The sequence below is a fragment of the Pseudoalteromonas luteoviolacea CPMOR-1 genome (assembly GCF_001625685.1).
Classification (GTDB): Bacteria; Pseudomonadota; Gammaproteobacteria; order Enterobacterales; family Alteromonadaceae; genus Pseudoalteromonas; species Pseudoalteromonas luteoviolacea_K.
The window spans coordinates 1-24,657 of record NZ_AUYC01000044.1; the positions used below are offsets into that span (position 1 = coordinate 1).

23 protein-coding genes and 3 tRNA genes are annotated in these 24,657 nt (G+C 41.9%); 9 read left to right on the forward strand and 17 right to left on the reverse strand.

Annotated elements, in window-relative coordinates:
* Positions 1 to 116: 116 nt before the first annotated feature.
* The 3 genes from N473_RS18745 to N473_RS18755 all read right to left on the reverse strand — a co-directional run bounded on the left by N473_RS18745 (position 117) and on the right by N473_RS18755 (position 402).
* Positions 117 to 192, reverse strand: a tRNA-Phe gene (locus tag N473_RS18745).
* A 47-nt stretch (positions 193 to 239) separates the two neighbouring features.
* Positions 240 to 315, reverse strand: a tRNA-Thr gene (locus tag N473_RS18750).
* A gap of 11 nt (positions 316 to 326) precedes the next feature.
* Positions 327 to 402 (reverse strand) — tRNA-Phe (locus N473_RS18755).
* Positions 403 to 655: 253 nt separating this feature from the next.
* On the opposite strand from N473_RS18755, the gene N473_RS18760 reads away from it, so the two are divergent.
* On the forward strand, positions 656 to 3,679 hold the full coding sequence (locus N473_RS18760) for a hybrid sensor histidine kinase/response regulator (protein WP_063369239.1): 3,024 nt from the start codon (positions 656 to 658) through the stop codon (positions 3,677 to 3,679).
* Between the two features lie 56 nt (positions 3,680 to 3,735).
* Here the strand turns inward: N473_RS18760 and N473_RS18765 are convergent, their stop codons facing one another.
* The 4 genes from N473_RS18765 to N473_RS18780 form a co-directional block, all read right to left on the reverse strand.
* The gene (locus N473_RS18765) at positions 3,736 to 3,915 is read right to left on the reverse strand and encodes a hypothetical protein (protein ID WP_039611647.1); all 180 of its coding nucleotides are present in this window, start codon (positions 3,913 to 3,915) and stop codon (positions 3,736 to 3,738) included.
* A 176-nt stretch (positions 3,916 to 4,091) separates the two neighbouring features.
* A complete protein-coding gene (locus tag N473_RS18770; protein ID WP_063369240.1) occupies positions 4,092 to 5,222 on the reverse strand; it encodes a sodium ion-translocating decarboxylase subunit beta in 1,131 nt (376 codons plus the stop codon).
* 11 nt (positions 5,223 to 5,233) lie between these two features.
* Complete coding sequence (gene oadA, locus N473_RS18775; RefSeq protein ID WP_039611649.1) at positions 5,234 to 7,018, reverse strand: sodium-extruding oxaloacetate decarboxylase subunit alpha; 1,785 nt, start codon at positions 7,016 to 7,018, stop codon at positions 5,234 to 5,236.
* Between the two features lie 10 nt (positions 7,019 to 7,028).
* The gene (locus N473_RS18780) at positions 7,029 to 7,271 is read right to left on the reverse strand and encodes an OadG family protein (protein ID WP_063369241.1); all 243 of its coding nucleotides are present in this window, start codon (positions 7,269 to 7,271) and stop codon (positions 7,029 to 7,031) included.
* A 498-nt stretch (positions 7,272 to 7,769) separates the two neighbouring features.
* Between N473_RS18780 and N473_RS18785 the strand changes: the two genes are divergently transcribed.
* Positions 7,770 to 8,234, forward strand: coding sequence for a YcxB family protein (locus N473_RS18785; protein ID WP_231099596.1), 465 nt, complete (start codon positions 7,770 to 7,772; stop codon positions 8,232 to 8,234).
* 45 nt (positions 8,235 to 8,279) lie between these two features.
* On the opposite strand, the gene csrA is transcribed toward N473_RS18785, so the two are convergent.
* From csrA to N473_RS18815, 6 genes are all read right to left on the reverse strand, one after another.
* The gene (gene csrA, locus N473_RS18790) at positions 8,280 to 8,468 is read right to left on the reverse strand and encodes a carbon storage regulator CsrA (RefSeq protein ID WP_023399613.1); all 189 of its coding nucleotides are present in this window, start codon (positions 8,466 to 8,468) and stop codon (positions 8,280 to 8,282) included.
* Between the two features lie 90 nt (positions 8,469 to 8,558).
* Entirely contained in the window at positions 8,559 to 9,779 is a 1,221-nt protein-coding gene (locus N473_RS18795; RefSeq protein ID WP_063369243.1) for an aspartate kinase, read from the reverse strand.
* Between the two features lie 3 nt (positions 9,780 to 9,782).
* Positions 9,783 to 12,386, reverse strand: a complete 2,604-nt coding sequence (gene alaS / locus N473_RS18800) for an alanine--tRNA ligase (protein ID WP_063369244.1) — start codon at positions 12,384 to 12,386, stop codon at positions 9,783 to 9,785.
* A 59-nt stretch (positions 12,387 to 12,445) separates the two neighbouring features.
* Positions 12,446 to 12,907, reverse strand: coding sequence for a regulatory protein RecX (locus tag N473_RS18805; protein ID WP_063369245.1), 462 nt, complete (start codon positions 12,905 to 12,907; stop codon positions 12,446 to 12,448).
* Positions 12,907 to 13,731, reverse strand: a complete 825-nt coding sequence (locus N473_RS18810; protein WP_063369246.1) for a BPSS1780 family membrane protein — start codon at positions 13,729 to 13,731, stop codon at positions 12,907 to 12,909. Before N473_RS18810 ends, N473_RS18805 begins: the two co-directional genes overlap by 1 nt.
* 186 nt (positions 13,732 to 13,917) lie before the next feature.
* Positions 13,918 to 14,544, reverse strand: a complete 627-nt coding sequence (locus N473_RS18815; protein WP_063369247.1) for a GTP cyclohydrolase II — start codon at positions 14,542 to 14,544, stop codon at positions 13,918 to 13,920.
* 175 nt (positions 14,545 to 14,719) lie between these two features.
* On the opposite strand from N473_RS18815, the gene N473_RS18820 reads away from it, so the two are divergent.
* The 3 genes from N473_RS18820 to N473_RS18830 are packed head-to-tail and all read left to right on the forward strand — an operon-like array spanning position 14,720 to position 17,920.
* Positions 14,720 to 15,937 carry a hypothetical protein gene (locus N473_RS18820; RefSeq protein ID WP_063369248.1) on the forward strand — a complete coding sequence of 406 codons (1,218 nt, stop codon included), beginning with the start codon at positions 14,720 to 14,722 and terminating at the stop codon, positions 15,935 to 15,937.
* Positions 15,937 to 16,371 (forward strand): hypothetical protein, encoded by a 435-nt coding sequence (locus N473_RS18825; protein WP_063369249.1) that lies wholly within the window; start codon positions 15,937 to 15,939, stop codon positions 16,369 to 16,371. The genes N473_RS18820 and N473_RS18825 overlap by 1 nt, the downstream gene beginning before the upstream one ends.
* A gap of 22 nt (positions 16,372 to 16,393) precedes the next feature.
* Positions 16,394 to 17,920: a sensor domain-containing diguanylate cyclase gene (locus N473_RS18830; protein WP_063369250.1), complete on the forward strand. Its 1,527-nt coding sequence runs from the start codon at positions 16,394 to 16,396 to the stop codon at positions 17,918 to 17,920.
* Here the strand turns inward: N473_RS18830 and N473_RS18835 are convergent.
* Positions 17,917 to 18,423 carry a DUF3087 domain-containing protein gene (locus tag N473_RS18835; protein ID WP_063369251.1) on the reverse strand — a complete coding sequence of 169 codons (507 nt, stop codon included), beginning with the start codon at positions 18,421 to 18,423 and terminating at the stop codon, positions 17,917 to 17,919. The two genes, N473_RS18830 and N473_RS18835, sit on opposite strands and share 4 nt — an antisense overlap.
* Positions 18,424 to 18,539: 116 nt before the next feature.
* On the opposite strand from N473_RS18835, the gene N473_RS18840 reads away from it, so the two are divergent.
* From N473_RS18840 to N473_RS18850, 3 genes are all read left to right on the forward strand, one after another.
* Complete coding sequence (locus N473_RS18840; protein WP_231099597.1) at positions 18,540 to 19,184, forward strand: energy transducer TonB; 645 nt, start codon at positions 18,540 to 18,542, stop codon at positions 19,182 to 19,184.
* An 88-nt stretch (positions 19,185 to 19,272) separates the two neighbouring features.
* The gene (locus tag N473_RS18845; protein ID WP_063369252.1) at positions 19,273 to 19,830 is read left to right on the forward strand and encodes a sigma-70 family RNA polymerase sigma factor; all 558 of its coding nucleotides are present in this window, start codon (positions 19,273 to 19,275) and stop codon (positions 19,828 to 19,830) included.
* Positions 19,827 to 20,456, forward strand: a complete 630-nt coding sequence (locus N473_RS18850) for a hypothetical protein (RefSeq protein ID WP_063369253.1) — start codon at positions 19,827 to 19,829, stop codon at positions 20,454 to 20,456. The genes N473_RS18845 and N473_RS18850 overlap by 4 nt, the downstream gene beginning before the upstream one ends.
* Here N473_RS18850 and N473_RS18855 read toward each other — a convergent pair.
* Positions 20,453 to 21,829, reverse strand: coding sequence for a Na+/H+ antiporter NhaC family protein (locus N473_RS18855; RefSeq protein WP_063369254.1), 1,377 nt, complete (start codon positions 21,827 to 21,829; stop codon positions 20,453 to 20,455). The genes N473_RS18850 and N473_RS18855 overlap by 4 nt on opposite strands.
* Before the next feature lie 295 nt (positions 21,830 to 22,124).
* Here N473_RS18855 and N473_RS18860 point away from each other — a divergent pair, with 295 nt between their 5' ends.
* A complete protein-coding gene (locus N473_RS18860; protein ID WP_063369255.1) occupies positions 22,125 to 22,973 on the forward strand; it encodes a MurR/RpiR family transcriptional regulator in 849 nt (282 codons plus the stop codon).
* Between the two features lie 18 nt (positions 22,974 to 22,991).
* Here N473_RS18860 and N473_RS18865 read toward each other — a convergent pair whose 3' ends face one another.
* A complete protein-coding gene (locus tag N473_RS18865) occupies positions 22,992 to 24,149 on the reverse strand; it encodes an exo-beta-N-acetylmuramidase NamZ domain-containing protein (RefSeq protein ID WP_419555161.1) in 1,158 nt (385 codons plus the stop codon).
* Between the two features lie 48 nt (positions 24,150 to 24,197).
* Complete coding sequence (locus N473_RS18870) at positions 24,198 to 24,452, reverse strand: hypothetical protein (protein ID WP_063369257.1); 255 nt, start codon at positions 24,450 to 24,452, stop codon at positions 24,198 to 24,200.
* Between the last annotated feature and the right edge of the window lie 205 nt (positions 24,453 to 24,657).

The window sequence follows — 24,657 nt, forward strand, 5'->3', positions numbered from 1 at the left end:
ACTGAGCTATCTGGGCAAATACTATTTATGTTTAAAATACAACTAAAGCATTTTAAAATCTAAACCGCTTTTATAAAGCGATTTAGTAAAATTTTTTATTTTACATCTTTCATAGATGGTGCCCAGAGGCGGAATCGAACCACCGACACGAGGATTTTCAATCCTCTGCTCTACCGACTGAGCTATCTGGGCAACTAATTAGCTTGGATTTATTTCCAATGCAGAACCAAGTTTATAAATGGTGCCGACTATCCGAGTCGAACGGATGACCTACTGATTACAAGTCAGTTGCTCTACCAACTGAGCTAAGTCGGCGCACCTAAAAATGGTGCCCAGAGGCGGAATCGAACCACCGACACGAGGATTTTCAATCCTCTGCTCTACCGACTGAGCTATCTGGGCGTGCGGCGTATTAAACGGGTTTTACCCTTTCAAGTCAACTATTTTTTTGCAATATAATTTGTTTGCGCACAATTCATGCAAAATTGACACAAATAGGCTACTAAAGGCTGATTTTTATACTTAAATCTCTCACTATGCTCTTCTACAAACAATAATAAAGAAGTAAAAACGTAGAGAAATCATCCATTATAGGTGTTAGGATGTGAAGTTATTATAAAGCTCGATTTGAAAGTTACTTGTTCGGACTATTTCAATGGAAAAATCTTCACAAGCACAGATCAAAGGTTTCGTGCCCCTGTTTGTATTTGTCACACTAATCATTACCAGTATTGCTTCACTGGGTGCCTATCTTTGGCCCAAACAAGAAGTGAATACTACTTATAGTCAACCAGACCTCGCTTTACAGGCTCAGGATTTAGCTGCACCGCTAAGCAATACCATGATGAAGCTTGGTTATAACTACGCCAAGCAAATGCTCACATCAGTCAAAGCAGGCAACCCAAATATTGATGCCTACTTATATGCAGATAGTGGAATGGGCAAGCCTAGTCTGGTATTTCAATCAAGTGATAATCCTGTTGCGCCAATCAAGCAGCGCACCAAATTAACACTCAACGGACAAGTCATCGTTCACCAACCACTGACTCTCGATGACATTCCAGTCGGCGAGTTGGTGCTCGTATACAGTGAACCAACTATCACAGTGGCGACAAGTAACCCTCTTAGCTATGCATTGGCAGCGATTGCTCTGCTGCTTACACTTGGCTTTGCAATATTTCTCAAAAAGCAAATTGTGGGTAAGCTGGCCAAAGAACTGAACTTATTAAACTCAGAGCTTGAGCACCTCATTAAGAAAAAGGACTATGATGTCCACGTCACAGAACAATTGAGTTTCGGCCTCTCCTCAACCGCCATCGGCATAAATTCCTTAATCAATCAGATCCGTGACATCATTAAAGGTAATAAAGCATCTCAGAACGAATTAAGGCAGTTGCAAACTAGCCTTGAAACTGAAGTTCAAGCGCGTACCTTGGCATTAGAAAAAGCAACACTTAATGCCGAGCGTGCATCTGAAGCTAAAACCACCTTCTTAGCAACCATGAGCCATGAAATTAGAACGCCGATGAATGGGGTTATCGGTACCATTGATTTACTTCGCCAAACTGAATTAGATGGCGCACAGCACAGATTAACGACCATTATTCGTGATTCTGCCTTTTCTTTACTTGGTATATTGGATGACATATTAGACTTCTCTAAAATAGAAGCCGGTAAATTACAAATAGACAGTAGTGCCTTTTCTGTGTCAGAAACCATAGAAGAAGTCGCGCGTGTACTTTCTTCTGTCGCCAAAAAGCGTAAACTGGACCTCCAGTTAGCCATTGCACCTGATATCCCTAGCAACTTGGTGGGTGACGCCGTGCGCGTACGCCAAGTACTCTACAATCTGTGTAGTAACGCCATTAAATTCACTACAACCGATGAAAGTCGACAAGGCTTTGTCAAAATCTCTGTTGAAGTGGCCCAGAATACTTCTGAACACTATACCTTGCGTTTTAAGGTCACTGACAATGGTAAAGGAATGACCCAAGCTCAGCTGAGGGAGATATTTAATCCATTTATTCAAGCTGAGGGATCAATCACACGAGAGTACGGCGGCACAGGTTTAGGCTTGTCAATTTGTAAGAGCCTTGTAGAGTTAATGCTAGGCTCAATTAATGTCAATTCAGATATCGGTATGGGCAGTGAGTTTATTGTCGAGCTACCGTTCAGTATCAGTGGTAAAGTTGAATATGCCAATAAAGGTGTATTAGCCGGGCGAAAAGTGGTGACGTTCACGCATAACCCAAATAGGCGCGCTATTTTGGCTCGTTACTTATCATTTATGGGTGCAAACTCGGCCATTGTTGTCGACGCAAGTGAAATTGACGAGCATCAATATGATCAAGATGTCGTTTGGGTGCTCGATGGTCTTGATGGCATGGATAAAGTAAATCAGCAACTCAGAGATCTACTTTACTCCATAGAGCACAACAACCAGCAAGTCATTGTGCTCAGTACGATGGATGAATCTGCACTCAATCACGGCCACATATTCTATTTAAATGCAGCGCCTTTATGTAAAACAAGCTTTATGACCGCAGTGCTGGTCGCTGTAGGCCTGCATAAACCCAAACAGCTCAAGCCATCTCGTACAATGAACAGCTACTTGAATATTGAAGATGCTAAAGCTGAAAATAAATTAGTGTTGCTGGTCGAAGACAACGTATTAAACCAGCAAGTACTGACCGATCAGCTTCATTTACTTGGTTATGGTGTTGAAGTAGCTGAAAACGGTGAAGAAGGCTTAAAAATGTGGCAACAAGGCCACTACGCTGTGGTGTTAACGGACCTACATATGCCTAAAATGTCTGGTTATGACATGGTTACCAAAATCAGAGATATCGCAGAACAATCACCTGACATCAATGCACAACCATATATTATTGCTATCACAGCCAATGCACTCAAAGGTGAACGAGACCGTTGCCTCGCTTCAGGTATGAATGATTACATTACCAAGCCTGTAGAATTAAATGTCCTGGAAGCGACATTAGAAAAATGGCAGAACGCCTCTGGACATAACGCCAAACCAGCGACGCAGCAACCTGAAACCAGTGCTAACACACAACAGGAGCATACGGAAAACAAGGCTATAGCAAAGACTGCTATTGAACCTGAGACAACGATAAACCGTGATGAAAATGTAAATGCCACAGATTCAAACGCAAGCGTTGAAGCCATGCCTGTTTCTTCAGAAAGTGCTGCTTTGCCTAGCTTTACAGCAATGGACAATGCGCCATCCCTTGAAGACGAAGCGCCTGACACTATGGTAATTGAATCAGAAGAAATGAGCATAGCACCCGTAAAAGAAGAGCCAGCTGATGAACTCCCTATCAACATGGATCAACTCAATAAATACGTCAACGACGATAGTGCTAAACGACTTCGCTTCTTTAGAATGTACCTAGAACAGAGTAGCGAATTGGCTCGTGACATTAATGGCGCGGTTATTTCATCGAGTCAAAGTGAAATTATTGAGGCATGTCACCAGCTTAAGTCCATCTCTCGTACCATTGGTGCAGAGCAAGTTGCTTTGATTGCTGAAAAGTTTGAATCAAGATGTAAAACGGAAGAAATGAGCAGTGATCAATTGATACAGTTACGAGATGAACTTGAAGAGTCATATATGAAAGCCACCGAGTTCATCCAAAAATACTTACAATCCGCCAATTAATATATGACTGAGTTAGTGCAAAGCCATTTCGGTGGCTTTGCTTCATAACCACATATTTAGCTTTGCATCATAGAGTGAATGATGTTAACAACCACCCCAAGCATAGCCAAAGGCAGTATATATTTACCGTACTTTTGCGCTTTATCTAGTCCCATTTTACCTTGATACTTTTCTAAAAGTGGAATAAGAATCAGCAACGCAGCGACTAAGCAAACTAATATCACAATAATATGCATGGTATTCCTTAACTTTGATCAGTTGATCACTTTATAACACGGACACAGTCAATTGGCCCGTTATTTATACAAGCGTGAGCACAGCCAACGACAAAAAAGTGAGCTGTACTTAGCTCACTATTGAAATGAAGGAAAAAATGTGGGGCAAAAGCCCCACTAAAGGTTGGAGAGTGTTGTTAATTCACTAAAGCAAGCAAGATGCCTGCTGCAACCGCGCTACCGAGCACCCCTGCGACATTGGGCCCCATAGCGTGCATTAACAGGAAATTATGCGGGTTAGACTCTAAGCCCACTTTATTCACGACACGAGCAGCCATAGGTACTGCTGATACTCCTGCTGCCCCCACGAGTGGGTTTATTGGGTTTGACGATAACCGGTTCATGATTTTTGCCATGTAAACACCTGATGCAGTCCCAATACTAAACGCCAATGCGCCCAGTACTAAAATACCCAATGTTTCCACTGTCAAAAACTGGTCGGCGGCTAATTTTGACCCAACTGCTAAGCCAAGGAAAATGGTTGTGATATTGATGAGTTCGTTTTGCGCCGTATTACTCAACCTATCTACAACGCCTGATTCACGCATTAAGTTGCCCAAACAGAACATACCTACCAAAGGTGCTGCGGCTGGCAAAAATAACAAGGTTAAAGCCAACACCATCAGTGGAAACAGAATTTTTTCTCGTTTAGAAACTACTCTCAGCTGCGGCATAGCAATGCTACGCTCTTCATCAGTCGTCAATAAACGCATAATAGGCGGTTGAATAATTGGCACCAATGCCATGTAAGAATACGCCGCAACTGCAATTGCCCCTAACAACTCGGGGGATAATTTCGAGGCCAAAAAGATGGCTGTCGGGCCATCAGCCCCTCCAATTATCGCAATAGCAGATGCATCTTGTAACGTAAACTCGAACCCAGGAATGAAATTGAGCAGAATAGCCCCAAACAAGGTCGCAAATATCCCAAACTGCGCTGCGGCACCTAACAATAACATGCGAGGGTTCGCGATAAGCGCACTGAAATCAGTTAGCGCCCCTACGCCCATAAATATCAACAAAGGAAAAATACCACTATCAATCCCAATATAATAAACGTAGTACAACAGTCCACCAGGTTCTGATAAGGCTGCAACAGGAATATTCGTTAATATCGCGCCAAAACCAATCGGTACTAGCAACAGCGGTTCAAACTTTTTGGCGATAGCCAAGTACAATAGACCACAGCCCACAGCTATCATAGACAAAGCGGGCAGCGTCAAATTTGCTACGCCCGTTGCATGCCATAAATTTAGCAATCCTTCCATCTCAAACGCTCCTAAGCCATTTCTATAATGGCATCGCCAGCAGAGACAGAGTCACCCTCGGAGACCAAAATATCTGCGATTTTACCAGTCGAAGTAGCACGCACTTCGGTTTCCATTTTCATCGCTTCCATGATCAGAACAACATCTCCTTGTACTACATCGTCACCAGGCCTTGCGTGCACCTTAAAAATATTACCAGCCAGTGGCGCATTCAATGTTTCACCTGAGCTAACAGATGCCGATTGTGGCATCAGTTCACTGTCCTTAACGGCAATCTCTTGTAATTGACCACCTGAAGAGACCTCAACATCATAGACCTTGCCGTCCACTCTCACGCTGTAGCGTTCATTTCCTTGCTTTTTAGCTGGCGCAGGTCGATTGGCCGCTTTATCAACAGCAGTATTCACAACTAGGCTTGGATTTGGCTCAAACGCTTCAGGGTTATATCTATTTTTCAGGAACTTTAAGCCAATTTGTGGGAACAATGCATAGGTTAAAACGTCATCGACCACCTGCTCAGCTAATTCAATACCTTCAGCTTTTGCCTTAGACAACAAATCCGCTTCTAAGCTGTCCATTTCAGGTTTAATGAGATCTGCGGGTCTACAAGTCACAGGCTCTGCACCGTCTAATACACGTGCTCGAAGTTGCTCATCAACAGGGGCCGGTGTCGCACCGTATTCGCCCTTTAGCACACCTGAGGTTTCTTTCGTAATGGTCTTATATCGTTCACCGGTAAGCACATTCAAAACTGCTTGAGTACCCACTATCTGCGATGTGGGGGTAACCAGTGGAATGTAACCTAGATCTTTACGGACATGGGGAATTTCACTCAATACTTCATCAAGTTTATCGCCTGCGCCTTGCTCTTTAAGTTGGTTTTCCATATTGGTCAGCATGCCGCCAGGCACTTGCGCAGATAAAATTCGTCCATCGACGCCTTTTAGACTCCCCTCAAACGCCGCATACTTTTTACGTACATCTCTGAAATACGCCGCGATGGACTCTAACTGCCCCAAATCAAGTCCAGTATCCCTTTTAGTGCCCTCGACAATCGAAACAAGCGTTTCTGTGGCACTATGTCCATACGTCATACTCATTGACGAAATAGCGGTATCCAACATATCAATACCCGCATCAATGGCTTTTTGATAGGTTGCGGTACTTAAACCGGTAGTCGCATGACACTGCATTGCGATTGGCAAAGACACTGTACGTTTGAGCTCAGAAATCAATGTCTCTGCGTCATATGGATTGAGTAACCCTGCCATATCTTTAATACAGATTGAATGACATCCCATTTCTTCAAGCTGCTTAGCCTGCTTAAGCCAACTTTCTAGGTTATGTACTGGGCTGACAGTATACGAAATGGTCCCTTGCGCATGTGCACCTACTTTGATGGCTGCGCGGATAGCTGTTTCTAAATTGCGAACGTCATTCATGGCGTCGAAGATCCTAAATACATCAACACCATTTTGATGCGCACGGGTCACAAACTTTTCAACTACATCATCAGCATAATGACGGTAGCCTAGTAAGTTTTGACCTCGCAACAACATCTGCTGCTTTGTATTTGGCATAGCTTCTTTGAGGGCACGGATCCGGTACCAAGGATCTTCGCCTAAATATCGAATACACGCATCAAAGGTTGCACCGCCCCATGACTCGACTGACCAGTACCCAATCTTATCTAGCTCTTCTGCGATTGGTAGCATATCTTCAAGGCGCATACGAGTGGCAAGTAAAGATTGATGAGCATCTCTTAGGACTAATTCCGTAAGTTTGAGTTTTGACATGAGATACCCCTTAATTATTTTGTCTATATTGAGAAACCGCAGCACTTATTGCTGCAACATGTGCTGGTGGCACACCTGTAGATACTGCTTTTGATGATTTTTTATTTGCAGGTTGCTGTGGTTCTTGCTCTGTTGCAGCAAGCTTGGACAGCCCCTTCACTGCAAAGATAAGAATTGATAAAAACAAAAATACCCCAATCATGCCTGTTAACATAAGATTGGCAGCCTGCGCTAGCAATTCGCTGATTTCCATTTCCGCCCCCTTAGTTGTTATTTATTTGTATACACCCACCCACACAATGAAATAGATAGGCAACTTTTGTAAATATTTATTCAACCATCATATCAAACAATTCCTTCATGTAAAGCTGGTTGTAAATTGGTATTACCAATTAATGTTTTTGTTGTTATTTCACACACTTAATCAACAATAATGGTAAACAAAAGTGAAAAACACCAAATAAATATGAAAAATACTCAAGATATAAGGACTAAATATCGCTAATTAGAAGGGTAGGAATATGATAAAAGTACTACACACCAAATAAAAACAATTGGTCTTACCTATAATCACATCTTAAATTTCGCAACAAGAGTAAATACTCAATAATTTTAGGTAGAACACCATAAATAGTGACTTAGGTACGAATATAGGGGCAGCCCACAGTAAAAATACAAAGGGTACATTTTGAGATTTAAACGCTTTAGTGAAGATCGTATAATTAGGCATTAATCAACTTGAGGAATACTCGTGTTTCAAAGTGAATTCACCTTAGACAAGCAATATTTTCAGGAATGCTTTGATGAATCGGTGGCGCTGAGCCAGCATCATAAGCCCAAATATGGCCTGATTGGCTTTCTATTGATATTAGGTGCTTTATCTCACTATTTAATCAATCAAGCTTATCTTGGGAACTTTTTATTTGTGCTTGCGGCTATCGAAGGTATTTCTTTTTACTATCGTCGCCCATGGTGGGTCGCTCGACAAATGGTCAGTAGAGCAAGTGGTTCAAAAGTCTCTCTTGAGATCGATGAGGAGGGTATTAAGGCACAAAATCCATATCGTGCATTTGAGCTGCACTGGTCAGAAATCAATAAGGTAATAGAAACTAATAAAGGCTTGTTAATTGAGCACGCTAAGTACCGACAATACATATCACGACAAGCGTTATCCCAAGAAGCATATGACTTTATCTTACAGCAGACAAAAAAATAGCCACTCTTAGTGGCCATTTCTCGAACATAGATAACATCAAGTCTATTACATGTTGCCTGTCGGATTAGACTTTTCCGCTTGAATTCGCATGTAGATTTCTTCACGGTGTACCGAAACATCCTTTGGTGCATTAACACCGATACGCACTTGGTTACCTTTAACACCAAGTACAGTCACTGTCACTTCATCACCAATCATCAGAGTTTCGCCTACACGACGAGTTAGAATTAGCATTCTCTTGCTCCTGTTATTCCAAAATTTAAAAGATTCCGCGTCAAATTCATTTTAATTAAAAGTTCATGTAAAAGTAAGCAAAATTATCGCTTATTCACCACTTTCTAAGCTAAATGCACTATGAAGTGTTCGAACTGCCAGCTCTAAGTAACGCTCTTCTACTAAAACAGAAATTTTTATCTCTGAGGTCGACACTAAAAGTGTATGAATATTTTCTTTAGCTAACGCATCAAAAAACGTACCCGCAACACCGGAGTGAGACTTCATGCCAACTCCCACTGCAGAGATTTTAGCAACTTGTTGATCACCGTCTACATTTGAAGCATCTAATTCAGATAAGTTGGTGGTCAATACGTCTAGCGCTTGTGCATACTCATTACTGTGTACAGTTAAAGCATAGTCTATTTTACCGCCTTGATGATTAATTTGGCTTATCATGTCCACTTCGATGTCATAATTAGCAAGTAAGCAAAGTATTTTCGCTAAAGAATGAGGGTTTTCAGGTAATTGACGTACAAGCAACAAGGCTTCATCTTTTTGATATGCAATGCCAGATACGGTTTTAGTTGCCACTTTCGGCTCCTCATAGCTAATTAACGTGCCAGAATCTGGCTTAAAGGTAGATAAAACCCTTAAAGGTATATTGTACTTCCCTGCCGCTTCTACGGATCTGATCTGTAGTACTTTTGCACCTAAACTTGATAACTCTAACATCTCTTCAAAGGTAATTTGCGCCATTCGCCGAGCGCGGGGTTCTACCCTAGGATCCGTGGTGTATACACCATCTACGTCAGTATAAATTTGGCATTCATCAGCACGAATTGCCGAAGCAATTTCCACCGCCGATGTATCCGTTCCTCCACGCCCCAAAGTTGTAATATTGCCTTCAATATCCCGACCTTGAAACCCTGCCACAATCGCTATCCTGTTATGTTCTAGCTCTTGTTGCAAACGGTTGACGTCAATACTCTGTATACGCGCTTTGCCAAAAATGTTATCTGTTTTTATGCCTATTTGGTCAGCCAAGAGACTCACCGCAGAGTGGCCGCGTTTCACGATGGCCATGGCCAATAAAGCAATAGAAACCTGCTCTCCTGCAGTTAAAAGCACATCGAGCTCTCGCGCACTGGGTCTATCATCAATCTGCTTTGCCAACGACAGCAAACGATTTGTTTCTCCTGACATCGCAGAAACAACCACAACAACTTGATGACCCTGTTGCTTAGCCCTAATAACCAAATCGGCGACCGCCTCAATTCGCTCTATCGAGCCAACCGAGGTGCCGCCAAATTTTTTTACGATTAAAGCCACAAGTTATTGCGTTTTATCATTCAACCACACAGGAACGCTTGCTAAAGCAGATTCCAAGTTTTCAGGTTGTGAACCGCCAGCCTGTGCCATATCTGGACGACCGCCGCCTTTACCACCAACTTGTGCTGCCATGTGGTTAACCAGCTCGCCCGCTTTAACTTGACCAGTCAGGTCTTTAGTCACACCCGCAATTAAGCTGACTTTATCACCATTAGCAACACCCAATGCAATCACACCTGAGCCCATCTTATTCTTTAAGTCGTCGACCATGCCGCGAAGTGCTTTAGACTCAGTGCCTGCAACGTTTGCAACTAGTAACTTAATCCCGTTTATATCAACCGCAGACTCAATTAAAGATGCACCCGCCGCGCTTGCTAGTTTGTCATTCAACTGACCGACTTGCTTCTCTAGACCTTTTGCTTTTTCAATCAGGGCAGCCACTTTTTCAAGCGCACTTGCACTATCGCCTTTTACCAATGCGGCGATATCTGCAAGCGCTTGCTCTTGCTCTGCAACGTAATTCACTGCATCTTCACCAGTCACAGCTTCGATACGGCGCACACCCGCAGCAATACCACTTTCTGAGACGATTTTTAGGAAGCCGATGTCACCAGCACGCTCTACGTGTGTACCACCACATAACTCAATTGAGTAATCGCCAATTGAAACAACGCGTACTTCATCATCATACTTTTCACCAAACAGCGCCATGGCCCCTTTGGCTTTTGCATCTTCAATATCCATTAGCTGGGTATTTAACGCAAAGTTTGCACGGATCTCATTGTTAACCGTTGTTTCAATCTCTCTCAATTGCTCTTTTGTCACGCCCTCAAAATGTGAGAAGTCAAAACGCAACTTATCAGGCATAACCAATGAACCTTTCTGCGCCACATGCTCACCTAAAATTTGACGAAGCGCCTCGTGTAAAATATGAGTTGCAGTGTGATTTTTCTTGATACGTTCACGGCGCTGGGCATCAATTTGCGCATCGACTTTATCGTTGATACCAATGCGCCCGGCCACATAACCGTGATGTGCAAACGCATTACCCAGCTTTTGCGTATCTGTGACAATAAATTCGCCGCCCGCTACTTTTAAAACACCCGAGTCACCAACCTGACCACCTGACTCTGCGTAGAATGGAGTACGGTCAAGTACCACAATGCCTTTTTGCTGTTCTGTCAGTTCAGAGACACTTTCACCTTCTGCAAATAACTCAACCACAGTGCCACTGTATTGAACGGCATCATAACCTTTAAAGTCAGTGACCTTTTCAGACTTCAGCTGTTCGTTGTAATCAGCACCAAATTTGCCCGCTTGTTGGGCTTGCTTGCGCTGCGCTTCCATTGCCGCTTTAAAACCGCGCTCATCAATGGTCATGAATCGTTCACGAGCAACATCTGCTGTTAAATCTGCTGGGAAGCCATAAGTATCGTATAGCTTAAATACCAAGTCACCAGGGATAACATCCCCTTCAAGGCCTGCTAAGTTTTCTTCTAAAATAGCTAAACCACGGTCAAGTGTTTTGCCAAACTGCTCTTCTTCAATACGAAGTACTTTTTCAATGATCGCTTGCTGCTTAATTAGCTCAGGATATGCTTCACCCATTTGCTCCGCTAATGCACCCACTAGTTTGTGGAAAAATGCACCTTGCGCGCCCAATTTGTTACCATGTCTTACAGCGCGACGAATAATACGTCGTAACACATAGCCACGACCTTCATTTGATGGCATTACGCCGTCGGCAATTAAGAATGCACATGAGCGAATATGGTCAGCCACAACACGTAACGACTTATCTTCCAAATCTTGCGCACCAGTTACGGCTGCTGTTGCTTTGATCAAGGCCTGGAAAAGGTCAATTTCATAGTTTGAGTGCACGCCTTGCATGATTGCAGAAATACGCTCAAGACCCATACCTGTGTCAACTGACTGGTTAGGTAATGGCTCCATCGTGCCATCAGCGTGTCGGTTGTACTGCATAAATACAAGATTCCAGATCTCAATGAAACGATCGCCATCTTCTTCTGGGCTTCCTGGAGGACCACCCCAAATATGTTCACCATGGTCGAAAAAGATTTCAGAGCACGGCCCACAAGGGCCTGTGTCACCCATAGACCAGAAGTTATCAGAAGTATCAATGCGAATAATGCGCTCTGCAGGTACCCCAACCTGATTTGCCCAAATGTCATAGGCCTCTTCATCAGTGTGATAAACCGTTACTAGCAGCTTCTCTTTTGGTAGCTGAATTACATCTGTCAAAAACGCCCACGCAAATTTAATGGCATCTTGCTTAAAGTAATCCCCAAAGCTGAAATTACCTAACATTTCAAAAAATGTATGGTGTCTAGCTGTGTAACCAACGTTTTCTAAATCATTGTGCTTACCACCAGCACGTACACAACGCTGTGAACTCGTCGCGCGGTTATATGGACGTTTTTCAGCGCCTAAAAAAACATCCTTAAATTGCACCATACCTGCATTCGTAAACAGTAGTGTGGCATCGTTCCCTGGTACCAGAGAACTTGATGGCACCACTTGGTGGTGTTGTTTAGCAAAGAAGTCTAAAAAGCTTTGCCTAATCTGTGCGGTAGTCATGTGCTGCATGTGATTATTCACCCTTTATTGCTGCTATATGCTCTCAATCACAAAGTAAGTTATTAATATTAACGGTCACTTTGAGATTGTATTGCAAAATCTATTTGGTCATAGCTGAAGCCTCGATACATCATGTACCTTACGCGCTTTGACCTTTCTTGATAGTCTAACTGTTTTGACGAGTAGCCGTATTTTTTCTCATAAGTTTGCTGAGCTACTGCGAACCAATCTATTTCTCTTTCTTCGATGAGCTGCACCAAGTGCTTACGCTCTACGCCCTTATTCATGGCATCCATTAGTACCCGTTTTTCCCCAAGCCCCTTCGCAAGCTGGCGATTTAGGTAACTTTCACAGTGCCTTAAATCATCTAGGTAGCCAATATCGCACAACCATTCAATCAATGAATCAGCATACTCATCTGACGCACCCTTTTGTCGTAATTTGTGACCAAGTAATTTACGTGAATATTCTTGCCTTGATAACAACCAAACGGCGTAATTTTTTAACTTCTGTTTTTCTTTATCATCCATTACGCGTCAAATCGGCCCGTTTGACCAGTCTCCTCTTGAGCGCTTTGAACGTTTTTGTCTTCTGGCCCTGTCTCTTTTTCATTTTGTGGATTCTGATTTGCAAAAATCGCCTGGAAAGATACAAAAAAACCAATATAAATGATGGGCATGATAAATATGAGCGGCACTAAGGATAATGGGGTTGACGCTATCATCAATAGCGCAGCAATGCCACCAAATACAGATAGTGGTGCCATATTGTAGTAAAACACCTTAAGGGATTGTTTCATCGCACCGAAAATATTTGCCTGTTCTTTGAAATAAACCAACGGTAACGCATAGGCAAAAGCCATCATTGCAAGTGACTGCAAGACTATAAAAATAGCTATATCCGCAAGGCTAATCGCAGCGGCAATTTCCGCCATCACTACCTGTATATCTTGTTCCTGGGTATGGTTTTGCAACGCGCTAGTAACAGGCTCAAATAGCAGACTCATGACCACACCTAAAAGCAAGGCCACGCCGAGTTGATACAAACCCAAACGAAAAATGTTTAAACGGCGGCCCTTAGCCGAAAATGGTTTCAATATATCGGCAAGCATGATTGATTTACCGGCTTGTATATTCAGGGCGGCACTGTAAAAGCCAACAGTTAAAAATGGGCCAGCAAGCGCACATAACATCTGTACGATTGGATTAGGTAAGACAAAAGGAAAGAGTCCCACTATTACAATAAAGATGTACATCATCATAAAAGTCAAAGGCTGAGTTTTAAAGACCGCCCAACCGGCTTTAAACCAACTCATCCCAAAACTTGCTTTAAATGTTCGAAAATCTGCAGACATAAATGACTAACTTAGTTATAAAACAGGTTAATTATACTGATTCAAAAGAGTACTTGAAAGGCGCTTTGTGAGGCTAATCGCTAGTAAACGCAACAAAATGACCAAATACTAAGAAAATTATTGGTCAACATTGCGATTTGCCCTATCAATTAATTTACTAAATAGAGCAATTCAACATCAACTCATTTATTTAGGCTTATTTATTTTTTCCATATCCAACATATGAGAACCATGCTTCACCTTAGTCTCTAGATAATTACGATTACCCGAGTCTCCAGCTTTTACATGGGCCTGCGTGCCGACGACACTTTCAACCTCAATACCCGCAAGACGGAGTGCATTTAATTTACGTGGATTGTTTGTCATTAATTTCACATGGCTCAAGCCCAGCGCTTTTAACATCAGCACCGCATCAGAAAAGTCGCGTAAATCATCATCAAAGCCCAAATGATTATTCGCTTCGTAGGTATTCATACCTTGAGACTGCAACACGTATGCATCAATTTTATTATATAAGCCAATGCCTCTGCCTTCTTGTCGAAGGTAAAGCAGTACACCACCACTTTGATGCATTTCTTCGATACACTCGTTAAGCTGCTCACCACAATCGCATCTTGATGAATGAAAAACATCGCCGGTCAGACACTCAGAGTGCATCCTTATCAATGGCACTTCTTGTTTGGTGTCAGCACCATTAAACACTAATGCCACATGCTCTTCACCATCTTTCAGTCCTTCAAAAGATACAATCTCTGCGGGAATATGACTACGCTGCCCTACATTCAGCTCAACTCTTGCTCTAACTTCAGCCACGGCTTGAAAATACCTAATAAAAAAATGTGATAATATCACAAATATGGATATATCTGTTTATATGGTGACAAACAATCCAATTTACAAGTCAAAATACACAAAACTGGTAAATGTGCACATTAACGCTAGTCTTTATCTACAGACATAAATTATACATGGCAACAGCGGGTCATCAATGAGGCTGTTAAGCTTACTTTTTTTATTACTCTCTTTTAATAGTTTTGGCGAACAACTCAAGTTGGACGGCTTTGCTACCGTTGGCTTAGTTGTCACTGATTCTGACACCGCCGGAATAAGGCAACATATCTCCCAACCACATGCTACCTATAAAAGTGAGTTAGGACTCACAAATTCCTCGATTGGTGGCCAAATTGAGTGGCAAGCTAATAGTGCTACGCAATTCGTAGGGCAAGTATTACTGAAAGATAATGAAGAGCAAAACATAGATAACATTGTACAGATGGCTTTCTTACGTCATTCATTCAATGCAAACTGGCAAATAAGAGTAGGTAGGACTGGCCTTGACTTGTTTATGATGACTGAACATCGAGATATCGGCTACACCTATACCTATGATCATCCCCCCACAGAATTTTATGCCATTGTTCCCCATCAAAACTTAGACGGCATCGATATCAAATATACTCACCCCCTGCCTCATGGTCTGTTCAGTGGTAAGTTCTTTGCGGGTAAATCCACAGCTCCCATTGTCAGTGATGACCGTTTTTTTTGGGATGTCGAGTTAAAATCTCTTTATGGCCTAGTGCTCGAATGGCAATCCTATGACTGGACACTCAGAGCGAACTATACTGCGACTCAATCAGGTAATGAAAACGAACAGCAAAAACAGCTTCAGGCGGCATTAACCCTTGTCCCTGACGCAGTTTGGCCACAAAAGGCCTCTTTACTTGATTCACTTAATATCATAGGTAAACGTTTCAATTATTCAGCCATTGGGGCACGTTACGACGACAGCCATTGGTTTTGGCAAAGCGAGATATCTTATATTGATTCAAATTCACAGGTACTAAAAGCACTCACCGCAGGGTATATCAGTGCGGGCTTTTATATGGATAACCACACATTTATGGCGACCTTTGCACAGGCTAAATCAAATAATAGAACACCACAGCGGCCGCTTATATCAACACCAGAACTTGACCTTTTATACAATACGCTGATCAGGCATACTAATTTTTACCTAGTTGATCAAAATACATTTTCGTTAACAATGCGCTCTGAGCTCAGCCATTCGTTAGCACTTAAAGTTCAGTTAGAACATACCGCTGTGGATAGCTTACCCTCTGCTTTTTATTTGCATCGAAATTTAACAAGCGGAGATATGGACAATTCATTTAACACGCTGGGTATCAGCCTTAATTGGGTGTTCTAATGAATAAAGTTCTCCCAAGCCTAGCGTCATTACTAATATTAATGTGGTGTAATTTGGTATCCGCAGAAAGTGATATTGTCATCGTAGTGAATAAACATAATCCGATTGAACATATTGATAAACGTCAACTTATTGATATGTATATGGGTAAATATCTTGCGTTTCCTAACGGACATCTTGCTGTGACGTTAGATTACACTAAAGGGCACAACCTCCGCAGTATATTCTTTGAGGCCCTAACAGGACGAAGTATCACCCAAATAAACGCGTATTGGTCTCGCGTTAAATTTAGCGGTAAAGCTTCTCCTCCTCAGGCGTACCCTACAATTGACGCTATAATTGATAAAGTAATGACAACCCCAAGTGCAATTGCTTACATTCCTGCAACTGCAGTGACTAACGAACTTAAAGTAGTGTACCGTTTTGCTAAGTAGACAAAGCTTAATAATTAGGTTGATGATAATTTTAAGTTTTTCAACTTTTATTTTTTCTGCTGTCTATGCGTATATTTATTATAACTACATCTATGAGACCGAGTTAAAACACTCCGACGAAGCGGTATTGCAAATTAGCCAAACGATCTCATCAACGGCATCCATTGCGGCATATTTAGAAGACAAAGACTTAGCAAATGAGGTGGTGAATGGCCTCGTGAGTAATGACATCATTCAGTCTGCAGCACTGACCAACCAGCAAACGGTACTGGCAAAGAGTATCTTGTTCACAGAGCGCGAAGCTCAATCCTTTGATTTACCTAACCCGTTCATCTTGCATGAAAGTATAGGCTTTATTTACGTTGTACCTAACACACAATTTATTCGCCAAAATGCCCGTGAAATTGCACTTTCCTCAGTGCAAACCTTACTTATTGTGATAGTCCCAATGCTATTACTCTTTGCAATCTTGTCATTTTTTTTGATTTCAAAACCACTCGGACAGCTAAGCCAGCAACTCACGAGTATCATCCCAGGCAGCGCACACCGAATCGAAATCGATGAAGACCATGAATTTACCGAAATAGGTAAGATTGGGAAAAATATCAACGCAATGTTGAGCAATACTGAAATGCTCTTCGAACAAGAGCGCAGCTTGCGACTCGAAATAGAGCAACTTGAAAAAAGGTTTCGCTTGATGTTTGAGAGAAGTTCATCCCCCACACTGCTTGTGCGAGAGCAAGGGGATGTAACCTTGGTTAACGATGCCGCCAAAGATTTACTGGCAGGTATGGGGATAGATTGTGAAGAACGTTTCCCTGATAACTTAGGACAATACTGCAAAACCCCAGATATTTTATACACGTTTACCGAAAACAGCATACAGCAAAAACAAGTTATGCAGGCAGAATTTGAATTTACGAATCCGCTCACGTTATCATCGGTTTGGTTAAGTATCATTATCCTTAATACTGAAAGTGACGGACAATGGTATTTTCAAGTATTCTTGGCAGACATTACTTCCCGTAAAACCATGCTCAACCAACTCAGTCATCGTGCACAAAGAGACAGTTTGACCAGCTTATATAATCGCTATGGCGCGGAGCTTTCACTGATTGATTGGATTGATACGCATACTGAGTTTAGTTTGTTGTTGCTCGATCTTGACGAATTCAAACCGATAAACGATATTTACGGCCATAATGCCGGTGATGAAGTACTGAAACATGTTGCACAAAGCATTTCTTATATTGTGTCCAACAGCGATTTGGTTTGTCGTTGGGGCGGCGATGAGTTTGTCGTCGCAATTAAAACCTCTGACAAACATACAATCAACAACATTGCCCAACAGCTTCTTGAGGCAATTAATACACCGACACTATACGAGCGAGATGGACACCAGATAAAATTGCATGTTGGTGTCAGTATTGGTATCTCACACTTTCCTACACACGCTAATACCTTAAAAGGCTTGGTAGAGTGTGCCGATGTCGCCATGTACTCAATTAAAAAGACCTCTAAAAATCAATTTACTTTTTATTCGACCTAAAAGTTTTTCAATATGTGTGCACTGTATTGCTTAACATCTAACGTTGTATTGTACTTCTTTGCCAGACTATCGAGCTCAGCTTGCCACATCGCCAGCTCTTCCATCGTAATTGTATTGTCATCGAGGCCCCACAACTGTCGAGAACCTGTATAACTAAACTGCATGGCAAGCATGGCGTTCACGTCCCCCTGCTGAGCCGCCTTTTTTAGTTTCGGCATTTTTCGTGTTACTTGGTTCAGCGCTTGCTTTAACTCCCACACATATACAACCTCAGCCATAAATGGGTGATACTTAATTTTTTTCAGAATAAGCGCGATGACCACACATGTTATGATCACCCCAAGTAAATTCCAGTGAAAATGGCTGCCATCAGCATCCGGTAACAGATAGATTAACAGTTGCGCAATGCCTAAACTGCCAGCCGTTAAACTCATAATGCATACACCAATCACCCAGTTGAGATGTTGTCTGTACCTTGATTTATCGATGTCTTGTAACTGCATGATTTTTCCTATTAAGCGACTTCAGAGCATTTTAATGACTAATAAAAGAAAATAAAAAAATATATCACCCCTTTTTTTGACCTAGTCCGTTTTACTAGCAAAAAGAGGGGAAAATTATGACGACTTCAATCACAAATATGCAATTACCGGCTCCATACAAAGCCCTTAATAAACTCGTTTTATCATTTATTGGCGCACTGGTTGTGACGTTCTCTTTATTTGCGTTCATGCATCAATTAATTAGTCAGGACAAAGTATTTATCGCAGAACCTGCCCCCGTTATTGATGTTGTAATCTCACAGGATATTGAGGATAGCCCAGTAGAAACCCGCCGGGTACTTCCTCCTCCACCAAAGCCAGTGCAAAAAGCACCACCTAAACCAAATACACCTCCGGCTGAGACCACTGGTGTGAACGTAGAGGTCAATATAACATCTGGCGTAAAATCAGCTCCAATTCAAATGCAAAATACATTACAAATGAGTGATACGCACGCAGCCCCTATTGTGCGCATTGAGCCAACATATCCGGCTGCAGCGGCAAGAGATGGCATAGAAGGTTGGGTTCAATTGGCGTTTAGTATCTCGCCTAACGGACAAGTGATCGATGCCCAAGTTGTCGACGCAAAACCTAAACGGGTGTTTAACCGCGCAGCACTCAAAGCGCTGAAACGTTGGAAATACCGCCCTAAAATGATTAATGGTAAGCCAGTAGTTCAATCTGGGCAGTCTGTTGTGTTAGAGTTTAATTTAAACCAGTAAGCAAACAGCAAAAACCGCTGGGTAAAAACTCAGCGGTCAAAATATATAAATCTGTAAAATAAATAGAAGAATTAACCGCGGAGAAACGATGCTACTTGCCATAAAAAATTGGTTTATCCAGGACAAAACTGACGCACATGATCCTCTGCATGAATTTAAACGCAGTGGTGAAAATCGTTATTTAGAACAGGCAATTGATAATTTTAATCCTGACCTTTATCACTACTTATGCACGCAAAGTGATCCGGAAACCGCCGAAGATATATGCCAGAAAACTTGGCTCTCAATTGTTGAGAAACGTCAATATTATCAAAGTAACCACACACCTAAAGCGTATATTTTTAAAATCGCACGTAACGCACTCATTGATGAATTCAGAAGGCAAAACAAGCATATATGTGATAGCACAGATACAGATATATGCACACAAGATGACGACAGCAGTTTCAACTCAGCCTGCTGCGAGCAGTTATACAGTGCGATTAAAGAATTACCTCAAGCCCAAAAAGAAGCCATCTGTCTTCAACTAGAAGGTTTTTCGCTGAAGCAGATTGCGCAGATCACCACCATTAACCAAGAAACAGTTAAAACACGCTTAAGATACGCGAAGCAACAATTGAAACAAATTTTAGGAGATCTGACATGAACGACTCACAGCCGAAAATAAATGAACTCCAACAAGCGTATAGTGCAGCTAAAAGGCATCAAAAAATGTCGCCCAAGCAAGTGCGTAAATTGAAAAGGCTAAGCCGGCTTGAAAACCGTAAACACACTAGACAATTTTGGCTAAGAACAAGCCTATGGGCCAGCTCTTGCTGTCTAGTTGCGCTGATTGGCAGTTTGTCTTTGCAGAGTATTCTCAGTGATTTTGAAACTTTTCTTGCACAACTTGAACCTCACTCATTTTCACCACAGCAGTACGACACTGTTGAAACACATAATATTGTAGAGGGAAGTTACCAGACAACAATCGCACAACAAAAAACGCAATTAGACGATGCTCTGGCAGGTTCACAGGAAAAGCTTAGAGAGGTCAGCCAGTTTTATGGAAAGCTAGTACACTCAGAAGAGGGAGTATGGTTTATCGCAGACTGCAACAACCAGACTTTATTTGAAGTGCGAGAAAGCTTGCTCAATGAGCTAATCGTCCCGGCTGAGCGGGCATTTGACTACCAGCAAGGTCAGCTTTTGGCTTTAAGTAAAAATCAATCAGGGCAGCTAGTTAACATTACTGCCCCACCTTCAGGGGCCGCACTTTATGCATGCCCTTAAAGCAAGAGCATGCTCACCAAGATAAACCCGGCTAGCGCCAATGCTCCCCCCGTAAGTGCGTAGGGGAGTTGGGTTTTTACATGAGTCAATAAATCACAACCGGACGCTAACGCTGAAACCGCTGTGGTATCAGAAATGGGCGAGCAATGATCACCAAATACACCGCCACTCAAAATCGCTCCAATAACCAACGAGGGAGGCAGCCCCAAAGTTTGAATAAGCGGTACCCCTATGGGAATTAAAATAGCGAATGTTCCCCAAGACGTTCCCGTTGTAAAGGACACTATGGCCCCAGTTAAAAATATGGCGGGCACAATCAAATAAATGGGAAGATATGCTCCCACTAACTGCGCCACGAACACACCAGTTCCTAATTCTTTTAAACTGGCCCCTAACGTTAACGACAAGAGCACAATACTCACTAAAGGTAACAACTCTCCCATCCCTTTAAACCCGATATCAATCAGCTGGTGATGAGTAAACTGTCGTTCTTTTATAAGTAAAAAATAAGCAACCGTACACGCTAAAATGGTTGCATAAAGCACGGATTTAGAACCACTACCACGAGCAAGCTCACCATTCCCTGTCCAATACATAAAAGCGACCATACCAAAGATAAGCGTGCCCAAAGGGGCCAACATAAAACGCGCCTTAGAAGCCTTCGGACCTGAGTCCAACTCAAGCTGTTCTTGTTTAAGCTCCGCTTCAGCAACTTTCATCGGGCCATGCACTTTATCGAACACAATTGTATAGAGTACGATCAATAAGGCGATAATCGCATAAAAGTTGAAGGCGACACTGCCCCATAAAATACTCACCGCAGATTGTTCCAAGTCATAGTTACTCAACAAGCCAAGTACATAAGCGCCCCAACCATTAAGTAGTATCAAAATACATACTGGCGCACTTGTGCTGTCGATAATATAAGCAAGGCGAGCACGACTCATTTTGAATTTATCAAATAAACCTCGAGAAACAATCCCGGCGGTGAGTACGCTCATGTTCGATTCTATAAATACGGCAGTGCCCGTAAACATGGTGAGTAACCCTACTTGCTTTTTACTTTTAGCAACACCTATATTCATCAATTTTTGCACTGTTGCAGACACCCCTCCTGACTCTCTGATAAAAGCCAGCAAAGCACCAATTACAATGCTAAAGATCAGTATTCGACTATTCCCTGCTGAGGTTACTACCCCAATTATTCGTTCAATACTATTAATAAATGTAACGAAAATAGACTGCGTTTCCCCTGTAATAACCAGTAAAAACTCTGATGAAATTAAAGCTAAGATTAATGCTAAAATGACTTCTTTTCGCCAAAAAACAACGACAATGGCTATCAAGGGTGGCAAAACAGAATACCAAGACATAGCTTTCCTTTTTTGTTTTAATTAGGTGAAAAGCACTGAAAACAGTAGCTAATTAAGGTTGCAAGAGGTAAATCCTCAACGACAACTGAACAAATTATCACCATGGTAGCTTAAACGCTTTGGTAAAAAAACCAAGTATTTCGGGCACATAATTTCACAAATGCAACAATAGTACCTTAACTAGAGCCGCATAAATCAAAAAACGCAATAATATTCCGAAACAATCTATCGCAACGTTCCAATTGAACCTATAATATGGACAGTTTAAGTTAGTTTTAGTTACCAGGTGATCCTCATGTCTACTTTTGTAAAAATAAAGGCTTTGAAGCCTTCACTGTCACAAAGTGAAGCAAAGTTAGCAGACTTTACGTTAAAGTCAGGTTCAAAAATTCGAGGCCTATCTTCGATAGAGCTTGCAAAATCAGCAGGTGTTAGTCAGTCAAGTGTTGTAAAGTTTGCTCAGAAACTAGGTTATAAAGGGTTTCCAGCATTCAAATTAGCTGTCGTCGATGCGCTAAATGAACAAACACAAGAAGATACGCCGCTATCAAATGAAATTGATCAGAATGATTCTATTGCCCATATCTCTGAAAAGTTGATTGCTAATCAGCAAGCAACTCTCGTTGCTACTAGCAAATTAAATACACCAGAGTTATTTGAGCAAGCGGTTCAGGCAATCAAAGGGGCAAAGAAAGTAATGGTCTGTGCGATTGGTTCAACGCATACCATGGCACAAGATTTAACGTTAAAATTACAAAAACTAGGCGTGTGTGCTGTTACACATGTTGATGAGTTGAGCGCAGCCAGCTATGTGGCTACCATGGGCAAAGATGACCTATTCATTTGTTTGAGTAATTCTGGCGCGGTCAAAAGCATTGTTAAGCTTGCACAGCAGGCCAAAACAAATGAGTGCCAAATCTTAGCTTTGACACGTTATGGTCATAGTGAGTTAGCCAATTATGCCGATAGCTGCCTATACTGCATCCAAGAAACCGAAGCGGTTAAACACTCTGCAGTATTAACACGTGCATCGCTAGGATACTTAATTGACGTCCTATTTATCTCTTTAGCTCAGTCAAACCTACACTGGCAACGCCGTGCAGATCGCTCAAATGAATATATGAGCGATATGCTAAATATCTAGCAATTAATGCTGTGTGCCTTACCTCTGATATAACAGATAAGGCACTCTTTTCTTTTCAAACTCTGCTATCTCTTGGCGCCAAATCGCCTCTATTTGATGCGCTTTTAAGCCTTGCTCTATTGCCAGCCTGATAATATTCGTACCAGCTAATTTATCCAAAAATTTAGGTGATGTAAAAAAGCGCTGATTTTGGTGCTCAAACGCGGTGTATGCTGCGACAAACCAAGTGAGATCAAAACCTGTATGAACACTTTTGCGCAAATCCTGCCCCCATACTTGCTCCCCTTCTAATTTTGGAAAGCGGGCAGCACCTATGATTGAACGAGGTGAAAAGCCAAATTCTCCTAGCCTTACTTGATGATGCCCAAATACTTGGAAGGGAAAATCAGTTCCCCGCCCGATAGACACAGCCGTCGCTTCAAAGAAACACAATGAAGGATATAAATAAATCGCTTGCTGATTAGGCAAATTTGGGCTGGGAGCAACAGGCAAAATGTAGTGATCTAACGCGTCGTATTGAGCGACAGGAATAACATGCAGGTCCAGCTCGCTTGAGCCCGTTAACCATCCTTCTCCTTCAATCATTTGTGCAAGTTCTCCAACCGTCATACCATGCAAAACCGGAATGGGGTGCATGCCTACAAATGAACGAAATGCCATATCAAGTACAGGGCCACCAATATATTGAATGTTTGGATTAGGCCTATCTAGCACAAGGAATGATTTTTGATGCTCCTTGGCAGCTTGCATCATATAGTGCATGGTACTGATATAAGTATAAAAACGCACACCAACATCTTGAATATCAAAAACGAGCACATCTACATCAATCAACATATCACTGGTAGGGCGTTTTTGCTTTCCATATAAAGAGACAATAGGTAGACCCGTTTTTGTATCAATACTGTTCTCAATATGCGCGCCTGCGTCTTGATCCCCTCTAAAACCATGCTCGGGAGAAAAAATTTTCACAACATTTACCTGATTATTAATCAAGAAATCAACTAAATGCGAATCTCTGACCTGTGAGGATTGATTAACTATCAACCCAACACGCTTCCCTTCTAATAAAGGTAGATACCTATTTGATTGCTGAGCGCCCACTTCTATCGCAACCGCTAGTTTTGCCTGCAATATTAGCAAGAGGATAAAAAGTTTGACGTTAAAAGAGCGAATAGACACAGCAGTTCCTTAGGTAAATTAATGCCTTGAGAATATGCCTGATCATAAACCAAAAAAGAATCTTTTTTTGATTTTTACGTGCGCTTCAATTCGAATATTCTTTTGTAAAAAGAAGGGTTTCACAATTTCCAATTGTGCTTTAGTAAGACACTTCTTTTTGAGTGCGGCTAAAATTTCCTTTTGTTCTAATGTCGCATCTTTAAAACCGCAATCAACAAATACAGTACTTTCTTCATGCTGTAACCTAATGTCTTGATATAGCAGCGCCAGCTGCGCTCCTGTGTAGATCGAATTCATGCCTCTTTCCCTATTACTTAGCTAATGTTAAACACAAGCATATTGAGGAGCTGATCATAAATATTGGACAAATACGACATATTCATGGCATAGATTACCTGAAATGTACTTTGTGAAGCGTAGCGCTCTGAATGACTCACAGCTGTATAGAATACTCAGATACCTAAACGTCGTAACATTCAGACATAAAAAAACCGACTTCCGT